A 20,553-nucleotide genomic window follows, 5' to 3' on the forward strand; every position below is an offset into this window, starting at 1 on the left:
CGCCGCCAACGCCTTCCTCGACGGCCTGGCCGAGTCGCGCGGCGCGTCGGGCTCGCCCGCGCTGTCGATCGCGTGGGGCCCGTGGGCGGACACCGGAATGGTCGAGCGGCTCAGTAGGGACGCGGTGCGACGGCTGAACCGCCGCGGCTACGGCTTGCTGCGCCCCGAGCAGGCTTTCGACGCGCTCGACCGCCTGATCGGTTCCGCGATTTCGGCGGTCACCACGATGCCGTTGACGGGGGCGCCGGACACCGATGTGCCGGATGTGCTGCTGGATTCGATCGCGCACGCAGTCGAAACGCCGTCCGCGGCAGATGCTTCCAGTGATCTGGCCGCGCGGATGGAGGCGCTGGTGCGCCCCTGTCTCGGGTTGGCGCCCGACGCTGATCTCGATCGTCCGCTGCACGAACTCGGGCTGGACTCGGTCGCGGCCTTGGAGATTCGCGACGAGCTGTCGCGCTCCAGCGGTCACCGCCTGCCGGCCACTCTGGCGTTCGAGTATCCCACCCCGCGCGCGGTGGTCGGCCTGCTGGTGCGGCTGAGCTCCGTGGCAACGCCGTCCGTGCCGCCGTCGATCGATAACGATGGCGATTCCTCCGATCGAACGGCGGCGCGGACGCCCGCTCCCGGACTGAACACCGAAAATGCCGCGGGGATCACCGTGCCCACGTCGAACGGTGCGATCACCAGGGGGCCGCAGGGAACGGACAGTGCGCCCACCGCCCGCACCCAGTCGAGCGGAGCCGACGGCGCCTCGGCCGCACCTGACCGCGCGGCCGCGCACGACCGGCAGCCGGTGACTTCATACGAATCGGCGAACCCGTCCCCGGCCTCAACCATGCCCAGCGCCCATCAACAGAGAATCCCTCCCGCGCACACCCACAGCACCGGCACCAACGGCGCGGCGACTTCAGCCGAACGCCCGACCGCACACGACCAGCAGCCGGTCACTGCGTACGAATCGGCGGAACCGTTCGCGACGTCGACCGTGCCCAGCGCTCGTCAGCAGCGCACGCCCACCGCGCACACCCACAGCACCGGCGCCAACGGCGCGGCGACTTCAGCCGACCGCCCGACCGCACATGACCGGCAGCCGGTGACTCCGTACGAACCGGCGGACCCGGCCGCGACGACGACCGTGTCCAACGCCCGTCACGAGGTAGCTCGGGGGGCGTGGGCCTACCCCGAGACGCCGTCCGCCTCCTCGAATGCCGATCGCCACACCGACACGGCGGGTGACATCGCGATCGTGGGGGTGAGCGGACGCTATCCGGGCGCGGACGGGCTCGACGAGTACTGGCGTGTCCTGGTCGAGGGACTCGATTGCGTCACCGAGATCCCCCGGGACCGGTGGGATCACAGCCGCTATTTCGTCCCCGACCGCCACAACCCTTTCACCGCCTACACCAAGTGGGGTGGGTTCCTCGACGACGTCGACTGCTTCGATCCGCTGTTCTTCGCCATTTCCCCGCGCGAGGCGGAGATCCTGGACCCGCAGGAGCGGCTGTTCCTGCAAACCGCCTGGGCCGCACTGGAAGACTCCGGCCATTCCCGGGCCGACCTGGCGCGCGGCGGTCTGCGCCCCGAACAGGCCGGTGTGTTCGTCGGCGTCATGTGGGGCACCTACCAGATGTTCGGGGCCGAGGAAGCCCGGCTCGGACGCGGCACGCTGCCCGGCTCGACGTTCTGGAGCATCCCGAATCGTGTTTCGCACGCCTTGGACTTCCAAGGCCCGAGCATGGCCGTGGACACCGCGTGTTCGTCCTCGCTCACCGCGCTGCACCTGGCCTGCCAGAGCATCCGGACCGGCGAATGCAGACTGGCGGTGGTCGGCGGCGTCAATCTGTCGCTGCACCCGTACAAATTCGTCGCGCTGAGCCAGGGGCAATTCGCCTCCACCGACGGCCGCTGCCGTTCCTTCGGCGCGGGAGGCGACGGGTATGTGGCCAGTGAGGGTGTCGGAGCGCTGGTGCTGCGGCCGCTGGCCGACGCCGAGGCCGACGGCGACACCATCTACGGCGTCATCAAAGGCACCGCGATCAATCACGGCGGCCGGGTCAACGGTTTCACGGTGCCCAATCCCGACGTGCAGGCGGCGGTGATCCGCTCCGCGCTGCGCGTCGGTGACGTGGACCCGGCGTCGGTGTCCTACGTCGAAGCGCACGGCACCGGAACCGCGCTGGGTGATCCGATCGAGATCGCCGGTCTGGCGAAGGTTTTCGGCGGCTCCGGCGTCACCGAGCTGCCGATCGGTTCGGTGAAGTCGAACGTCGGCCACCTCGAGGCGGCGGCCGGTGTCGCGGCGCTGACGAAAGTGCTGTTGCAACTGCGCAACGGGACCATCGTGCCGTCGCTGCACGCCACGCCACCCAATCCGAACATCGACTTCGCGGCCACACCGTTCCGCATCCCGACCCGGCCGCTGCCGTGGCTCGGCGGAGATCCCGCGCGCCCGCGCCGGGCGACGGTCAGTTCGTTCGGTGCGGGTGGGGCCAACGCCAACGTGGTGATCGAGGAGTATGTCGACCGCAGGCCGGAAACGCGGTTCAGCGGCGGGCAGGTCGTCCCGGTTTCCGCTCGTGACGGTGAGCGGCTGGCGGAGTATGTCGAGGCGCTGGATCGTTTCCTGGCCGGGCAGCAGCCGAACCTCGCCGATCTGGCTTTCACCATGCAGGTGGGTCGGCAGGCGGGCAGCGCGCGGGCCGCGTTCGTCGCGCGTGACATCGGCCGGTTGCGTGCCGCCGTCCGTGCCTGGGTCGATGACGTACCCGGCGCGCGGTCGTGCCGGGACGCGGCGGAGGACTCCCGGATCGCGCGCTGGCTCGGCGGTGCGGACATCGATTGGGCCACCGTTCGCGATCCCGGGCCCCGACGCCGCATTCCCGCACCGACCTACCCGTTCGCGCGTGAGCGGTACTGGATTCCGGATGTCGCACCCGGCGCGCCGGGTCGACCGGGCGCATCGAGGTCTGAGGTCACCTCGCGCCCGCAGTCTCCGACGGCACCGGGCCCGTCCCCGCAACATGCGCTGAATGGAACCCGCACAGACGAATTCGTGCCGCACTCGGCTCCTGCGCAGTGGCAGGTGCCCGATTCGCAGCTTCCGATCGGCGGGTTCGAGACAGAGGCCGGGTCGCCGGAGTCCGCGTCGGCCCTCCGACTCGCAGCACCACAACGGTTGGCGGTCCCCGTCTGGCGAGAAGCTTCGCTGCCCGGCGGTGACCTGCGTTCCCGCCGCGCCCTGCTGGTCTACGACGTGCGGACCCCGCAGCATCTGGTGGAGGCGCTCGAAGCCGCCGCCGGTGATCCCGGTCGTCTGGTGCGGCTGTCCGCAGCGCCGGGCGACCTGCACCGCGACGATTTCGAGGCGGGCGCGGCGCTGGGCCGGTCGCTCGCGGCCCGTTACCCCGATACCGACTGCGTCATCGATGTGTGCGACCTCGTGCCCGCTCCGGCGGGCCGACCCACCGGCGATCTCGGCCGGATGGGGTTCTACCAGGGTGTGATCGAAGCGCGCGCCGGTTCGCTCACGCTGCTGCACCTCGCCGCAGGACACCCCGGCGCGGACGGCCCCGAGTCCGCGCCGCTGGGCGGTCTGGTCGCCGCGCTCGCCGAGGAGATCCGCGGTGTGCGCACCCGCAGCGTCCACGTGGCCGACGAGCGCGGGGCGGTGTGCGCCGATCCCGGGCGGGTGCTGGCGATTCTGGGCGCGGAGTGCGCGGCCACCGAGGACAGCGCGCCGCGGGTGCGGTATCGCGGCGGCATCCGCGAAGCCGTCGAACTCACCGACGCGACGGCACGTGACGGTCTGGTGGTGGATCCGGACCGCACCTATGTGGTGACCGGTGGCACGCGCGGGCTCGGCGCGGCGTTCGCGGCGGCGCTGGTCGAGCGGGGAGCGCGGCGCTTGGCCGTCCTCGGGCGCGAACCGCTGCCGCCGCAGTCGGAGTGGGACCGGGTGGCCGCCGGGTCCGGATCCGAGGCGGAGAAGGTTCGGCGGCTGGTGCGGTTGCGTGATCGCGGCGTCGCGGTGCGGACCTACTTCGGCAGCCTCACCGACGAGGCGGGCTTGTCCGATTTCTTCGACCGGGTGCGTGGCGAACTGGGTCCGATCGGCGGTGTGCTGCACTGCGCGGGCAGTGTGTCCGGGGAGAGCCCGGCGTTCGTGCGCAAGACCGGCGCGGCCATCGCCACCGTGCTGGCGCCCAAGCTGACGGGCACCGCGGTGCTCGCCGACGTGCTGGCCGCCGACCGTCCGGACTTCTTCGTGTTGTTCTCATCGGTGTCGGCCGTGCTGCCCGGCTTGTCGGTGGGCTTGTCGGACTATGCGATGGCCAACGCGCACCTGGACCGCTTCGCCGAAGCCCAGCACGCGCTGGGTCGGCCGTGGTTCCGGTCGATCAATTGGCCGTCGTTCCGCGACACCGGTTTCGGTGAGGTGACCAGCGCGGCCTATCGGGCCACCGGACTGCCGACCTTGAGCGCCGCGGAGGGATTCGAACTGCTCGACGCGGCGCTGGGGACGCCCGCGCCGGTGGTGTTGCCCTATCACGGTGCGGCACTGCGGCTTTCGACGCGCAGGAGCCGACCGGCGGAGGCGGCCACCGCGCCGACCGCGCAGCCCACGACGGCGAAGGGTTCCGCGGTGGCGTATCAGGAGTTGCTGCGGATCTTCTCCGACGAACTCAAACTCGCCCCGGCGCGGTTCGAGGGCGACAAGCGGTTCGAGGAATACGGCGCGGACTCGGTGCTGATCGCCTCGGCGGTGCGCCGGATCGAACAGGTCGTCGAAGCGCCCTTCGATCCAGCGCTGGTGCTGGAGTTCCCGACCCTCGACGCCTTGGCCGGTCTGTTGACCGAGCAGTTCCCGGAACGCTTCGCCTCCGAAGCGCCGCCGGAGCCACCGGCCGATCCGCACGGGGCGCCGGCTGATCGATCGCGCACACCGGAGACCGGCCCGGCCCGGCCGAACGCGGCGACCTGGGCGGCCGACGCCCGCCGCGGCCGGGCCGCCGAGCCCATCGCCGTGGTCGGCATCGGTTGCCGCCTGCCCGGTGGCGACACGCCGGACGCGTTCTGGCGTCTGCTCGCCACGGGCGCGTCCGGCATCAGGGAAGTCGACCCGGCTCGCTGGGATCCGGCCCGGTTCTACCGCCCTGGCGGCGGACCCGGTCTGACCAACAGCAAATGGGGCGGTTTCGTCGACGGCGTCGATCTGTTCGATCCGGAGTATTTCGGGGTCACCGACGAACTCGCCTCGCAGATGGACCCGTTGCAGCGGCTGCTGCTTGAGACCTCGGTGCTGGCGACCTCCGACGCCGGATACCGGCGCGAGGAGCTGGCGGGCAAGCGAGTCGGCGTCTACGCGGGCAGCCGTGCGGCGAACTACTTCAATCGGATCCCGGTCGCCGATCGGCACACCATCATCGGCATCGGGCAGAACTTCATCGCCGCGCGCATCTCCGACTACTTCGACTGGCACGCGGGCAATGTGGTGCTCGACAGCGCGTGCTCGTCGTCGCTGCTGTCGGTGCATCTGGCCTGTCAGGCGTTGCGGGCGGGCGAGGTCGACGCCGCGCTGGCCGGTGGCGTGGAAGTGCTGCTGGACGAGATGCCGTTCGTCACGTTGTCGGCGGCGGGTGTGCTCTCGCCGCACGGACGGTGCGCGACGTTCTCCGAGGACGCCGACGGTTTCGTGCCGGGCGAGGGCGCGGCGCTGTTGCTGCTCAAGCGGCTCGACGACGCGCTCGCCGACGGCGACCGGGTCTACGCGATGCTGCGCGGTTCCGCAATCGGCAACGACGGGCACACCATGGGCATCACCACACCGAACATGCGCGCGCAGATCGAGGTGGTCACCGCCGCGCTGGAGGTGGCTGGCATGTCCCCGGACGCGCTGTCGTACCTGGAGGCGCACGGCACCGGCACCATGATCGGCGACCCCATCGAACTGAAGGGGCTGGCCACCGTCTTGGGCGACCGGTCGCGCGGCCAGGAGCCGTGCGCGGTCGGCAGCGTGAAAACCAATATCGGGCATCTGCTCTCGGCGGCGGGCATCGCCGGGGCGGTCAAGACGATCCTGGCCGTGCACCACGCGGCGCTGCCGCCGTCGCTGCACTGCGCCAACCTCAACCCGCGTTTCAAGTTCGCCGGTTCGCCGCTGCAGGTCAACCGGGAACTGCGCCCGTGGCGGCCTGCCGACGGCAGGCCGCGCGCGGCGGGCGTCAGCTCGTTCGGCTTCGGCGGCACCAATGCCCATCTCGTCGTCGAACAGGCGCCCGACGGGCACCGGCCGACGCGCCACCCCCTGGATCCACCCGCCTTCCGCAAGAGGAGCTTCATGCTGCCGAAAACGGTTCCCAGCCCATCGACGGAGCCCGCGCCGCGGATCGTGGTCCCGATCAGCGCGCCCGCGCCGTCGTTCCTCCGGGTGGAGCCGCTGCGATGAACGGGATCGAACTGGACAGCTTCGCCACCACCCTGCGCGCCGAGGACCCGGTGGTGCGCGACCATCGCGTGCACGGTGTGCGGATCCTGCCGGGCGTGGTGTATCTCGACATGATCCTGCGCGCGGCGATGTCGGCGGGGTACCGGCCCGGCGAGCTGACCATCCGGGAGGCGTTGTTCCAGCGTCCGGTCGCCCTCGCCGACGGAGGAGCGGTGCGCATCGCGTTCCGCGTCGATCGCCCTACCGGCCGGGTCGCCATCGACGTGCAGAACGTGGACGCGACGGGCACGCCGGTGGGAGCGATCGAACCGGTCGCGGAATGCTTTGTGGTACGCGCTGATTCGTCAGACGAGCCGCCGGGGATCGATGTGACGGAATTCCGGGACGCGGCGCGGGGTATGACGGAGCTGTATGCCCAGACCGGCAGCCGCGGTATCGATCATCGCGACTTCATGCGCGCCACCGGTCATTTCGGCCGCCGCGGCGACGTGGTCACCGCGACGCTGGGGCTCGGCGCCGAAGCGGCAGCGCATCTGCCCGGTTTCCTGCTGCATCCCACGTTCCTGGATGCCTCCACGATCGTGCCGTTCATCGACCCGCAGCGGCTCGGCGTGGACGACGACAGCGCGTTCATCCCGATCTACTTCGGTGACGTGCGCGCCTGGCGGGCCACTCCCGAGCAGGTGCTCGTGCGGGCCGCGGTCCGCGGCGGCGGGCACGGCGGGGACCTGCTCGAAGCCGACGTCGCGCTCTACGACCGGGACGGGGGGCCGGTGGCGCGGTATCGGCTGACGTCCAAGCGGGTGCGTGGCAGCGCGGACATCCAGCGATTGCTGACGCAGCCGGAGGCGCCATCCCCTCGGCAGGCCACGCCACGCCCGCCCGCCCACACGACCGTTGCTTCCGGTGACCCGCGCACCGTGATCACCGCCGATCTGGCCGCTCTGGTCGCCGGTGAACTCGGCGCCGACGCCGCGGGCATCGCGACCGACGTCGGCTTCTACGAACTCGGTCTGGATTCCGGTCGCCTGCTGCGGCTGACCGCCGAACTGGAAGCGCGGGTCGGCGAACCGCTGTATCCGACGCTGCTGTTCGAGTACCAGACCATCGACGCGCTCGCCGGACACCTCGCCGACACCGTCGGCGCGAGCTACCGCGCCGCCGACCTTCCTGCGGCCGCTCCGCAGACGGAGCCGACCGAGTCCACCGTGATCGCGCAACCGCCGACCACGGCCCCGCAAGCAGCCGACCCGGCCGTGACACCAGAACCCGCAGCGGCAGACGATCTGGTCGTTTTCGGGTTCGACTGGGAGCCCGACACCAGCGCTCATCCGCGTCGGGAGCCCGTCAGCCTGCTCGTTTTCGACACCGTCGATCACCCGTACCCGCACGGTGCGCCCGGCACGGTCGTCCGCGTCCGGCCAGGTAGCGAGTTCCACTCGGGCACCGATGCTTTCGTCGTCGACCCGGCGGACGCGCGGCATATGGATTTGGTGGTCGACGAATTGACCGCCCGGCGGTCACGCTTCGACGCCGCGGTGTACCTGTGGCCCGAAGCCGCGACCGACGGTGATCCGCAGGCGTTGCTCGAGCGGGTGTACCTGCCGTTGCGTGATCTGGTCCGTGCGCTCGGGGCGACCGCCGAACCGCCGGTGCGCCTGGTGCTGGCTCTCACGCCCGCCACACCGGCGGGTGAAGCCAGTTGCGCCCTGCTGGGCGGTGCGGCCCGCACACTGCGGCTCGAGCAGCCGCACCCGGTGCTGCGAGCCGTCCAGCGCGACGCCGTCCGGCCGATCGATGACATCGTGGCCACGGAGCTGGGCATCGACGAACGCGACTCCGCCACCGAGATCCGCTACCGCGGCGCCGCACGCCAGGTCCGCCGGACGCGCCCGCTCGACACCGCCGCGCCGCATTCCGGTGACGCGGTGCTGCGCCGAGGGGCGGTGGTCGTGGTCACCGGGGCGTTCGGCGGGATCGGCCGTCATCTGGCCCGCCGCCTCGCCGCCGATCACGGCGCCCGGCTGGTGCTGGTATCGCGCCGTGCACTCGACGCGCCGGCCGCGGGACTGCTGGCCGAACTCGGCGAACTGGGCGCGGAAGCCGTGCACGTGCGCGCCGACGTCTCGGTGGCCGCGGACGCCGAACGCGTCGCCGCGATCGCCCACGCCACCTTCGGGCCGGTCGACGTGCTCTACCACGGTGCCGGACAGTTGCGCGACGGACTGCTGTCCGGCAGCAGCCGCGACGACGCGAGAACCGTTCTGGCACCGAAGATCCACGGTGTCGAGCACTTGACGCGGGCGCTCCCGGAGACCCGGCTGACCGTGTTGTTCTCGTCGGTTTCCGCGGTGCTGGGCAATCCCGGGCAGGCCGACTACGCGGCCGCCAACCGCTATCTGGACATCGTGGCCGAACAGCGCGACCGGGCCGGAAGCCGGACCATCAGCATCGGCTGGCCGCTGTGGGCCGAGGGCGGCATGCGCCCGCCCGTCGAACAGATCGAAGCGCTGCGGCGCGCCGGTGTGGGACTGCTGCCCACCGCGATCGGACTGGACCTGCTGGTGTCCTGCGCGAGCCTCGACCGCGCCCACCTGGCAGCAGTGTGGGGTCGACCCGACACGCTGCGAGCACGACTACAACCGGAGACCTCACCGCCCGCCGCACCCGTACCGGTCCATGAGTCGCGCGCGTCCGTCGAGGAGCCCATCGCGATTGTCGGAATCAGTGGTCGTTACCCCGACGCGGAGAACATCGAGGAGTTCTGGCGCAACCTGCGCGACGGGCACGACGCGGTCGGCCCGGTCCCCGCCGAACGCTGGTGGCTCACCGCCGCCGCAGACACTCCCGGCGCACCCCCGATGATCGGCGGATTCCTGCGCGACGTCGGCGGTTTCGACCCGCAGTTCTTCCGCATCCCGCCGGTGCAAGCGCCACTGCTCGACCCGCAGGAGCGGTTGTTCCTCCAGCAGGCGTACGCGGCGCTGGAACACGCCGGCTACCACCACACCGACCCGGCCGTGCGGGATCGCCGCGTGGGCGTGTTCGTCGGCGCCACCTGGAGCGACTACCGGCTGCTCGGGGTCGCGGCCAGCCGTGACGGCGATCCGGTCGCGGTGGCCTCGATCCCGTCGTCCATCGCCAACCGCACCTCCTACACCCTCGGCCTGCGCGGACCGAGCCTCACCGTGGACACCGCGTGTTCGGCGTCGCTGACCGCGCTGCATCTGGCGCGGCGCAGCCTGCTCGACGGCGAATGCGACACGGCCATCGTCGGCGGGGTGAACCTGCTGCTGCACGAGGACAAATTCCTGCTGCTGCACAGCCTGGGCATGATGTCCGAGACCGGCCGGTGCCGTCCCTTCGCCGCGGGCGCCGACGGCTACGTGCCCGGCGAAGGCGTCGGCGCGCTGTACCTGAAGCCGTTGTCGGCCGCCCGCGCCGACGGCGACACCATCCACGGCTTGATCCTCGGCAGCGCGGTGAATCACGGTGGGCAGACCTCCGGATACAGCGTGCCGCACCCCGGGGCGCAAGCCGAGGTGATCGGCGAGGCGCTGCGCGCAGCCGGGGTCGATCCCGCCGCGATCGACTATCTCGAGGCGCACGGCACCGGGACACCGCTCGGCGATCCGATCGAAATCACCGGAGTAGCCGCCGCTTTCGGCAGCTCCGGCCGCTCCCGCGCCCTCGGGTCGACGAAGTCGAACATCGGCCACCTGGAAGCGGCCGCGGGCGTCGCCGGCTTGACCCGGGTGCTGTTGCAGCTGCGCCACGGCCGGATCGCACCCACGTTGCATGCCGCCGAGACCAATCCGGCCATCGCGTTCGACTCGGTGCCGTTCCGGCTGCCGCGTGAACTGGAGGATTGGCCGCGTCGCACCGTCGACGGCGTCGCGGTGGCGCGGCACGCGGGCATCAGCGCCTTCGGGGCGGGCGGCGCGAACGCCCACGTGGTGCTCGCCGAATTCATCGACGACCGGGTGCCGCCTGCCGCGACCGGTGAGCCCGAGATCTTCGTGCTGTCGGCGCGCACGCCGGAGCGGCTGCGTCGCTACGCGGAGGCCATGGCGCGGCACTTCCGTGCCCTCGACCCCGCGGATTTCCTCGACGCGGTGCGCACCTTGCAGGTGGGCAGGCCCGCACTGGCCCACCGTCTCGCTGTGGTCGCGTCCTCACCGGTCGAGGTGGCCGACGCACTGGATCGGTTCGGCGCCGACCAGCCCGGCCCCGCAGTCACCGGCGTCGTCGACGCGCACACCCGGCCACCGCTGGTCGCCGCCGCGGCGGACGACCGAGAGCTGGCCCGGCAGTGGGTCGCCGGCGCCGACGTCGACTGGCGCGGACGCGGCGGGCCGCGCAGGCGAATCCCGCTGCCCGGCTACCCGTTCGAGCGCACCGACTACTGGATCATCGCACCGCCCCGTTCGGGGTTCGACACCGCCGTGGAGCGGTTCGAAGCGTCCGTCCGGCCCGCGGGCACGGTGGAGCCGGGTAAGGCCGAACTGGGCCGCTACGCGGCGATGCTGCTGCTGACGACCTTCGCCGGCATGGGGCTCACGCCCGGGCAGTGGACAGTGCGATCGCTGGACGCGCGCCTGGGTGTGCGGCCGGAATTCGACCGGCTGCGCACCAGCTGCCTGGACATCCTGCGGCGACACGGACTGATTCGGTGGCACGACGACCGCATCGAAGTCCCCGGCCCTCCGCCGGGCACCAGCGGGATGCGCGCCGATCTGCTCGCGCGCTTCCCCGAAACCGAACCGTACGTGGCCTTGCTCGATGCCTGTTTGGCCGCGTATCCGCGCGTGCTGCGCGGGGAGCTGTCCGCGACCGAGGTGCTGTTCCCCGGCGGCGATCTGGACCTGGTCGGCGCGATCTATCGCGGCAACGCCGCCTACGACTTCACCAACGGCTTGCTCGCCGGATTGGTGTCGGCGGTCGCGCACGGGGAGGGTGCGGGTCGGCCGGTGCGGATCGTGGAAATCGGCGCGGGCACCGGCGGTTCCACGCACGCGGTGCTCGACGCGCTCACCGAGCGCGGCATCGCGTTCGACTACCACTACACCGACGTGTCGCACAGCTTCGTCGCGCACGGGCGACGCACCTTCGGAACGCGTGCGCACGTGCGGTTCGGCGTGCTTGACATCGAGGCCGATCCGGTCGCGCAAGGGTTCCCCGCGCACGGCGCCGATCTGGTGATCTGCGCCAACGTGCTGCACGCGACGCGGTCGATCGACGTGACGCTGCGCAACATCCGGCGGCTGCTGGCGCCCGGCGGTGTGCTCGCCTGCACCGAGGCGACGACCGACCTCGAGGTCCTGGCGCTGACGTTCGGGCTGTTGGAGGGCTGGCACGCCTACCGCGATCCCGAGGCGCGTATCCCGCACTCGCCGCTGCTGTCGGAATCGCAGTGGCTGGACGCGATGACCACCGCGGGTTTCTCCGGTGTCCGTGCGTGGGGGCCAGGGCTGTCCACCGATCCGGAGCCCAGCTTCCGGCTGCTGGCCGCGGTCAGTGTCACCGCACCGTCCGACCTCGCTCGACCACCGGCCGATGAGCGGCGTCAGCCCACAGCCGCCGGGCAACTCGGCCTCGCCAGTACCGGAACACCGGCTGCCGGTGTGCGGCCGAACGCGGAAGCGGCCACCGTGGTCGGCGCGGCCGCCTTGGAAGCCGAACTCGTCGCCCTCGTCGCCGATGGCCTGGGGGTCGGGCGCGGCGAGGTGCGAGCGGAGCTGCCGCTGTCGGACTACGGCGTGGACTCCATTCTCGCGGTCAAGATCATCGACCGGGTCAACGCCCGCTACCGCTTGACGCTGCGACCAACGGTGGTGTTCGACCATCCGTCGGTGCGGCTGCTCAGCAGGCACATGGCCGAACAAGGCGCCACCGCGAACGGCGGCGCGACCACCGTCTCCGGCACGCCCGCTCCCACTCCTCGAACCGCCACAGCGCCCGCGCGGCCCAGCGAAAGGTCAGCATCGATGGACATCGCCATCATCGGCATGTCCGGGCAGTTCCCGGGCGCGGCGAACCTCGACGAGTTCTGGCGCGATCTCGCCGCGGGACGAGACGCGGTGACCGAGGTTCCGGCCGCGCGCTGGCCGATCGCCGAGCACTTCCAGCCGGGACCGGTGACGCCGGGCAAGACCTACTCCAAGTGGGGCGGCTTCCTCGACGGCGTCGAGCAGTTCGATCCGGCGTTCTTCGACATGGTGCCCGCCGAAGCCGACTACATGGACCCGCAGCAGCGGCTGTTCCTGGAACACAGCCGGTTGGCGCTGGACGACGCCGCCATCGACCCGAAGTCGTTGCGACGCACCAAGTGCGGCGTGTTCGCCGGATCACCGGGCTCGGACTACGCCACCCTGCTGCGCAACCGCGGAACTGTCGGTTCCCATCACGTGTTCACCGGCAACAGCCCGGCCATCCTGCCCGCTCGCGTGGCCTATCACCTGGATCTCACCGGTCCGTGCCTCGGGCTGGACACCGCGTGTTCCTCGGCGCTGGTCGCTGTGCACCAGGCCTGCCGCAGCCTCGCCACCGGCGAGTCGGAGCTGGCGCTCGCCGGAGGGGTCGCGGTGTTCGTGACACCCGAATATCACCTGCTCGCCTCGTCGATGGGCATGCTGTCGCCGCGCGGCCGGTGCGCCAGTTTCGACGCCGACGCCGACGGTTTCGTGATCGCCGAGGGCGTCGGAGTGGTGGTGCTCAAGCCGTTGGCCGCCGCCGAACGCGACGGCGACCCGATCCACGGCGTGATCCGCGGGATCGGCATCAACCACGACGGCCGCACCAACGGCATCACCGCGCCGAGCGTCCGCTCGCAGACCGAACTGGAACTGGCGGTGTATCGCGACGCCGGGATCGACCCGTCCACCATCGGCTACGTCGAAACCCACGGCACGGGAACACGATTGGGTGATCCGATCGAGATCGAAGCGCTCACCGCCGCCTTCCGCCACTACACCGACGCGGTCGGCGCCATCCCGGTGGGATCGGTGAAATCGAACATCGGGCACGCCTCGCACGCCGCGGGGATGGCGAGCCTGTTCAAGGTGCTGCTGGCCATGCGCGCCGGACAACTGCCACCGTCGCTGCACGTCGCTTCGGTGAACCCCTTGCTGGGACTGGAGCAGTCGCCGTTCTTCGTCAACACCGAACCGCGCGCGTGGGAGGGCACGCCACGGCGAGCCGCGATCAGTTCCTTCGGTTTCAGCGGCACCAACGCGCACCTGGTGGTCGACAGCGCACCGGTCGTGGCAGCCCGGCGCGCGACGTCCGGGCAGCCGCAGGTGGTCGTGCTCTCGGCGCGCAGCGCTACGAGCCTGGCCAGGATGGCGCGCACGCTGCGCAGGCATCTGACCGCGCACCCGGATCTCGCGCTCGCCGACGTCGCCCGCACGCTCGTGGTAGGGCGCAGCGGATTCGAACATCGGCTCGCGGTGGTCGGGGATTCGGTGGACGCGGTCGCGGCCCGGCTCGCCGCTTTCGCCGACGGTGACCGGCCCGCCGGGGTCCACACCGGCACGATCGATGTCCCCGCCGGGGACGACGACGCGGCCATCGTGTTGGACGATCCGGTGGCGGTGGCACGGCAGTGGGTCGAAGGCGGACACGTCTCGTACGCGGGCTGGGCCGATCCGGCCGCTCGCCGTATCCATCTGCCCGGGTACGAGTTCGACCGGGAACGGTGCTGGGCGCCGGACATGGGCGCGCCTGGGTCCGAGCACACGGCGCCGCGACGCGACATCGATCCCGCCGTCGTCGGCGAAGCTCAGGACCTCGCGACACCGCGCGCCGCGACATCATCGACCGACGGGGCGCCCCGAGAGATGCGTGCACCTGACACGGCCGCACAGTTGGTGTCTGTCACACCGCAGGCCGAGCCGAGACCCGACCACTCTCCGGCTTACCCGCGACCTTCCGAAACATCGCTGGTCTCCGCGGCGACCGTGTCCCGGACCGACAGCGCACTCCGGAACGCCGCGGACGATGGACGCGCTGCTCCTGACACCCCGCTTGCGTGGCCGGACTCCGCGCAGCGACGACAGTCCGCCGAAACCTACCTCAAAGGCCTGCTCGCCGAATATTGCCGACTCGACCCGCAGCGGATCCGCACCCGAATCCCCTTGCAGGACTATGGCATCGACTCGGTGCTGATCAGCAAGATGAACGACCGGCTGGAAACCGATTTCGGCCCGCTGCCGAGCACGCTGTTATTCGAGTACCAGACCGTCCGCGACCTCGCGGGCTATCTCGCTGACGAGCACGGGGCGCGCCTGGCCGCCGTCACCGCGGACTCGGCAAAAGCACCCGGCCACGCGGCGATTGCACAAGGCGGTCCCACAACCGCACCCGGCGACGCCGCAACCGCACACGGCGGTCCGACGACCACGCCAGCCGATCCGACCACCTCACCGAGCGGCGTGTCCGCGACACCGCGCCCGGCCGATGCAGCGCCCGCACCCGCTTCCGCCGCACCTTCCCCCGACGACGCGCACGATGCCGACGACATCGCCGTCATCGGCATGGCAGGCAAATTCCCGATGGCGGGGGACATCGAGCAGTTCTGGGCCAACCTGGTCGCCGGTCGCGACTGCATCGTGGAAGTTCCGCCGCAACGCTGGGACCACCGCGAATACCTGTCCGCCGACCCCGACGAACCCGGCACCACCTACGCGCGCTGGGGCGGATTCATCGATGACGTCGACAAGTTCGACGCCCGCTTCTTCGGCATCACCCCCAAAGACGCCGAGGAGATGGATCCGCAGCAACGGCTGTTCCTGGAAACATCCTGGGCGGCTTTGGAAGACGCGGGATACTCACCCGATCGGGTGCGCCGCAGCGCCGCGGCCCGCGGCCTGCCCGACGCCGGAGTCTTCGCCGGAGTCGGCTACGCCGAGTACCAGGCGTTCGTCGGCGTGCCGATCTCGGGATATTTCGCGGTGCCGAACCGGGTCTCCTACCACTTCGGCTTCACCGGCCCCTCGCTCGCGGTCGACACGGCGTGCTCGGCGTCGCTGACCGCGCTGCATCTGGCCTGTGAGAGCCTGCGCCGCGGCGAAGCGGCCTACGCGCTGGCCGGCGGGGTGAACGTGTCGATCCATCCCGGCAAGTACCTGCTGCTCGGCTACGGTCGCTGGGCCTCCACCGACGGCCGCTGCCGGTCGTTCGGCGCGGGCGGCGACGGCTACGTGCCGGGCGAGGGCGTGGTCACCCTGGTGCTCAAACCACTGCGGCACGCGCGCGCCGACGGCGACCGCGTCTACGGCGTGATCCGGGGCAGCACGGTCAACCACGGCGGACGCACCAACGGATTCACCGTCCCCAACCCGGTCGCCCAAGCCGACCTCATCGGCCAGGCCCTCACCGCGGCCCGCGTCGACGCGGCCGACATCGGCTACGTGGAAGCCCACGGCACCGGCACCGCGCTGGGCGATCCGATCGAGATCGCGGCGCTGACCAAGGCCTACCGGCGCTCCACGTCCGAGCGCGGTTACTGCGGCATCGGCTCGGCGAAATCCAGTGTGGGCCATCTGGAGGCGGCGGCGGGCGCTGCGGGCGTGGTGAAGGCGCTGCTGCAACTGCGTCACGACACCATCGCGCCGAACCTGCACAGCGATCCGCCGAACCCCGGCATCGATTTCGCGACCACACCGTTCCGCGTCATCGACCGGCCCACCCCCTGGCCGCGACCCGCCGAGGGCGAACCGCGCATCACCGCGGTCAGTTCGTTCGGCGCGGGAGGCTCGAACGCCCACGTCATCCTCACCGACGCAGAGCCCGTCGAGGCGACGCCCGAAGACGGGCGGCCGCGGATCGTGGTGTTGTCCGCACGCGACGCCGACCGGCTGGCGGAGCTGGCCGCCCGCACCGCCGACCGGCTGCGCGCTCACCCGCTGTCGCTGCCCGATGTCGCGTGGACGCTGGCCGTTGGCCGCGCCGCGTTCGAGCATCGCCTGGCGGTAGTGGCGACTTCGACGGCCGAACTGGTCGAATTGCTGGACAGCGCGTCCGATGCCGGCGCACCCGCGCCGGCCGAAGGGCTGCTGGTCTTCCGCGGCGTGGCCCGCACCCACCGCGATCTCGACGAGTTACCCGGCGAGTCGGATGCCGACCGCGCCGAAGTGCGCGCGTTGCTGCGGTCGGGCAATCTGCCGCGCGTCGCCGAGCTGTGGGCGGGCGGCTGGACCGTGGACTGGGAACAGGGCTACGAGCGGCCGTTCGGGCGGATCGTCGGCCTGCCCGGTTATCCGTTCGCCCGCCGCAGATATTGGATCGTGCCGGAGGATTACCGCAGGCGCACGCAACCGCACCTGGTCGCGAAGACCGTGGTCGCCCAGGAATCCGAGGCACCGCGAGCGGAGCAGCGCAACGGACACTCGCCGAACGGCGCGGCGCGTCAGAACGTTCCGACTTCATCGGAACCGGCCGAAGCGCGCACCGCCGATGTCACCGGACCGGCCACCACAAGCTCGGCCACCGACGCCACCACACCGCCTGCCGACGTCCCCGCACCGCCCGCCACCGCACCCGCCGACGGCGAATTCGACAGCGAGTTGTGCGACCGGCTCGCCGAGCACATCCGCGACATCTTCGCCGATCTGACCAAGTCCGACCCGGCCGAGCTGGACCTCGACGCGGAGTTCGCCGATTTCGGGTTCGACTCGGTGGCCACCGTGCGGATGCTCAACCGGCTGATGAAGCACTACGACGTCAAGATCCCGGCGGAATCGACCGAACTGCATCCGACGATCGCGTCCCTGTCGCGCTACCTGGTGGCCGAAGGCATCATCAGCGGAGCGGCACACGACGCCCCGCGCCCCACCACGGTCGCCGCGGCCACGACGCCTCAGCAGGACATCCCCGTGGTGACGATGGACGCCCCGATCCCGGTGCGGTCGGTCTTCATCACCGGCGTGACCGGGGTGCTGGGCGGCAAGCTGCTGCACGACCTGCTCACGAAGAGCGACGTGCGGGTGACCTGCCTGGTACGCGGCAAGACCGTGGCCGCGGCCGAACGCAGGATCAAGCACTTCCTGAGCACCTACGACCCGGAGGCGACCCTCGACGAGGCGTTCGCCGAGCGCGTCACCACGGTGCTCGGTGACGTCTCGGTCGAACGACTCGGCCTGGACGAGGTCACCTGGCAGCGGCTCGCCGACGATGTGGACCTCACCATCCATGCCGCGGGCCGCACCACCCTGGTCACCTTCTACGACGCGCTGGCTCCGATCAACGTCGAAGGCACCAGGCGCGCGGTGGAATTCGCGCTGCGCTCGCGCGGCAAGTACCTGGTGTACGTGTCGAGTTTCAGCGTGCTGGGCGACCGGCTGAACTTCAACAATCCGCCGTTCACCGAGCGTGATCTCGAGCTGGGCCAGGGCTACGACCATCTGCCCTACCAGCAGACGAAGTACGAGTCCGAGAAGTTGATCCGGGCGGCGAGCGAGCGCGGATTGCTGTGGGACATCGTGCGCCCCGGCAACATCATGGGCGACAGCCGCACCGGCCGATACCCGTTCTCCGAGGTCAGCGTCAAAGGCGCGTACTACGACATCCTCAAGACGATGATCGAGACCGGCGAGACGATGCTGACGCCGGTGCACTGGGACATCAGCCCGGTGGACTACGTCAGCGCCGCGATCGTGCACATCGCCCTGCGCCGGGCCACCTACCGGGAGACCTACCACCTGACCAATCCGGACATCCGGCGTTACTACGACGTGGTCCGCTACGTGCAGCGCGCCGGGTACGAGGTGGCGCTGGTGCCGCTGGAGGAATTCCATCGCAGGGCCACCGACCGCCAGATCTACCGGCTCGGCACCGACGAGGTCTACGACAGCCAGACCCTGGAGATGTTCAAGTACGGCATCGAGCTGTTCGGCACGATCCACTACGAGGAGAGTTCCTACGCCGATTGCGCCTACACCCGGCGGGTGCTCGGCGCGGCGGGCATCGACTGCCCGCCGACGGAGGAGCTGGTGCGGGTGTATCTGGCGCACTGCGCCGAGGTGGGTTACATCCCCGCACCGCGCGGAGCGGAACCGGCCGCGGAGGTGCTGCGGTGACGTGCACGATCGTCTTCCCGGGACAGGGTTCGCAGCGCACCGGGATGGGGGCGGACTTCTGCGCCGAATTCCCCCTGGCGCGCGACACTTTCGCCGAGGCGAGCGACGCGGTGGGTGAGGACCTGCTGCGGATCTGCGTCGAGCGGGATCCGCGGCTGCATCGCACGGAGTACACCCAGCCCTGCGTGCTGACGATGGAGATCGCCGTCTACCGGGTGCTGGTGCGCGAATTCGGCTGGCAGCCGGTAGCTTTCGGCGGGCACAGTCTCGGTGAGTACGCCGCGCTGGTGGCGGCGGGCGTCGTCGAACTCGCAGACGGGGTGCGGCTGGTGCGTACGCGGGGCGCGCTGATGCAGCGCGCGGTCCCCGAAGGTGAGGGTGCGATGGCCGCGCTGATCCTGCCGGGCATCGCGGAGGCGGGGGTAACCGACCTGGTGACCGAAGCGGGCGCCGAGGTAGCCAACGACAATTCGACCGACCAGCTGGTCATCAGCGGCCACAGCGACGCCGTCGCGGCCGCACGGGTGGTGCTCGGTGAGCGTTTCCCGGAGCTGCGTTTCATCCCGTTGCGGGTGAGCGCGCCGTTCCACTCCCGGTGGATGCGCGGCATCGAGGCCGAGTTCGCCGGGCACCTGGCCGAGTGCGGCCCGCGCATGCGCCCCGAGCGCGCGGTCGCGGTGACCTCGAATTACACCGGGGGGTTCCATCGGCCCGAAACGCTCGCCGAGCATCTGGTCCGCCAGATCTCCGCTCCGGTGCGCTGGACGGCGAACATGCGTGCGTTGCTCCGCTCGGGCACCCCCCGCTACGAGGTCGGTCCGTCGGCTCCGCTGTCGAAGTTCTTCGCGACGCTGGATGCCCCGGTGACCCGGATCGCGACGGTGGCCGATCTGCGCGCGCTCGCCGCTCCGGCAGCTGAATCGGATGCTGCCACGAGCGCAGCAGTTGCGGCGACATCACCGGCAGACGCACCGAGTCTTGCTGTGACCGGCACGGTTCCGGCGACGTCACCCGCGGTCGCATCGAGTACAACTGTGATCGGCTCGGTTTCGGCGACGTCATCGGCAGACGCACAGAGTCTCGCTGTGACCACTACGGTTTCGGCGACGTCCCAGGCAGACACACCCATTGTTGCTGTGGCTGGGGGTTTTCCGGCGTCGTCACCGCCGGTTGCCCCGCACGCGGCTTGGCCCGTCGCACCGGCACCCGCGACGACTGTTCCGGTCGCGGTGACATCCTCCACAGCCGCACCGGCACACCCGGGCCACGAGCCGGGGGTTCTGACCATTCACCGCAAGAGCGCGGGCACACCGAGACTGCGGTTGTTCTGTTACCCCTTCGCCGGCGGCAAAGCGGCGGCCTACACGCCGTGGCGAGCCCAGCTGCCCGACTGGGTCGAGTTGTGTGTGCTGGAACTGCCCGCCCGGCAGCGGCATCTGGCGCAGACACCGATCCGCCGGTTCTCCGATCTGGTCGAGACCGCCCTGGCACAGGTGCTGCCGCTGACCGATCTCCCGTTCGCGTTCTTCGGCCACAGCCTCGGCGCGCTGGCCGCCTACGAGGTCGCCCGCCGCCTGCCCGAGGCGAGCGCGCCGCGCGCGTTGTTCCTCTGCGGCGCGGTGGCGCCGCATCTGCCCAGGCCGGGACGCTTGTCGGAGTTGCCGGATCACGAGTTCGTCGCGGCGGTCGGCCATTACGGCGGCATCCCGCCGGAGGTGCGCGAGACCCCGGAGGTGATGGCGCTGTTCCTGCCCGCGTTGCGCAGCGACTTCGAGATCTTCGACGACTACCGGTTCACCCCCGCCGCCGCGCCGTCGTGCCCGGCCTACCTGTTCGGCGGTCTGGACGACCGCCAGGTCGCGGCCACCCAGCTGGAGGCCTGGCGCGACCTGCTGCCGGGACTGCGCTCCACCGAGTTGCTGCCCGGCGGCCACTTCTTCCTCGTCGAGCAGCGCGCCGCGCTGCTCGGCTCACTCGCGGACAAGCTCGCCGCTGTCCGCCCCGACGCGGTACCCGCCTGATGAAGGG

Annotated in this window: 3 protein-coding genes (1 of these 3 only partly in view); all 3 read left to right on the top strand. The window is 70.9% G+C overall.

Annotated elements, in window-relative coordinates:
• Tightly spaced (each overlapping or abutting the next), the 3 genes in view from NB3_RS35180 to NB3_RS34360 form a layout consistent with a single transcriptional unit that may run on beyond the window.
• Window positions 1–6,448, top strand: partial view of a type I polyketide synthase gene (locus NB3_RS35180; RefSeq protein ID WP_169810715.1) — the 3' portion only. Its footprint begins 15,554 nt before the window's first position; 6,448 of the gene's 22,002 nt are visible here — the last part of the coding sequence; its start codon lies beyond the left edge, outside the window; its stop codon occupies window positions 6,446–6,448.
• On the top strand, window positions 6,445–18,525 hold the full coding sequence (locus tag NB3_RS19655; protein ID WP_067805330.1) for a thioester reductase domain-containing protein: 12,081 nt from the start codon (window positions 6,445–6,447) through the stop codon (window positions 18,523–18,525). Before NB3_RS35180 ends, NB3_RS19655 begins: the two co-directional genes overlap by 4 nt.
• Window positions 18,522–20,546, top strand: a complete 2,025-nt coding sequence (locus tag NB3_RS34360; RefSeq protein WP_157111884.1) for a thioesterase domain-containing protein — start codon at window positions 18,522–18,524, stop codon at window positions 20,544–20,546. The genes NB3_RS19655 and NB3_RS34360 overlap by 4 nt, the downstream gene beginning before the upstream one ends.
• Window positions 20,547–20,553: the final 7 nt, after the last annotated feature.

Source organism: Nocardia beijingensis NBRC 16342 (assembly GCF_001612785.1).
Taxonomy (GTDB): domain Bacteria; phylum Actinomycetota; class Actinomycetes; order Mycobacteriales; family Mycobacteriaceae; genus Nocardia; species Nocardia beijingensis.

What these genes read in the sequence shown, in the direction of transcription:
- NB3_RS19655 (WP_067805330.1), top strand. Translation starts at nt 6,445, where the DNA reads ATGAACGGGATCGAACTGGACAGCTTCGCCACCACCCTGCGCGCCGAG.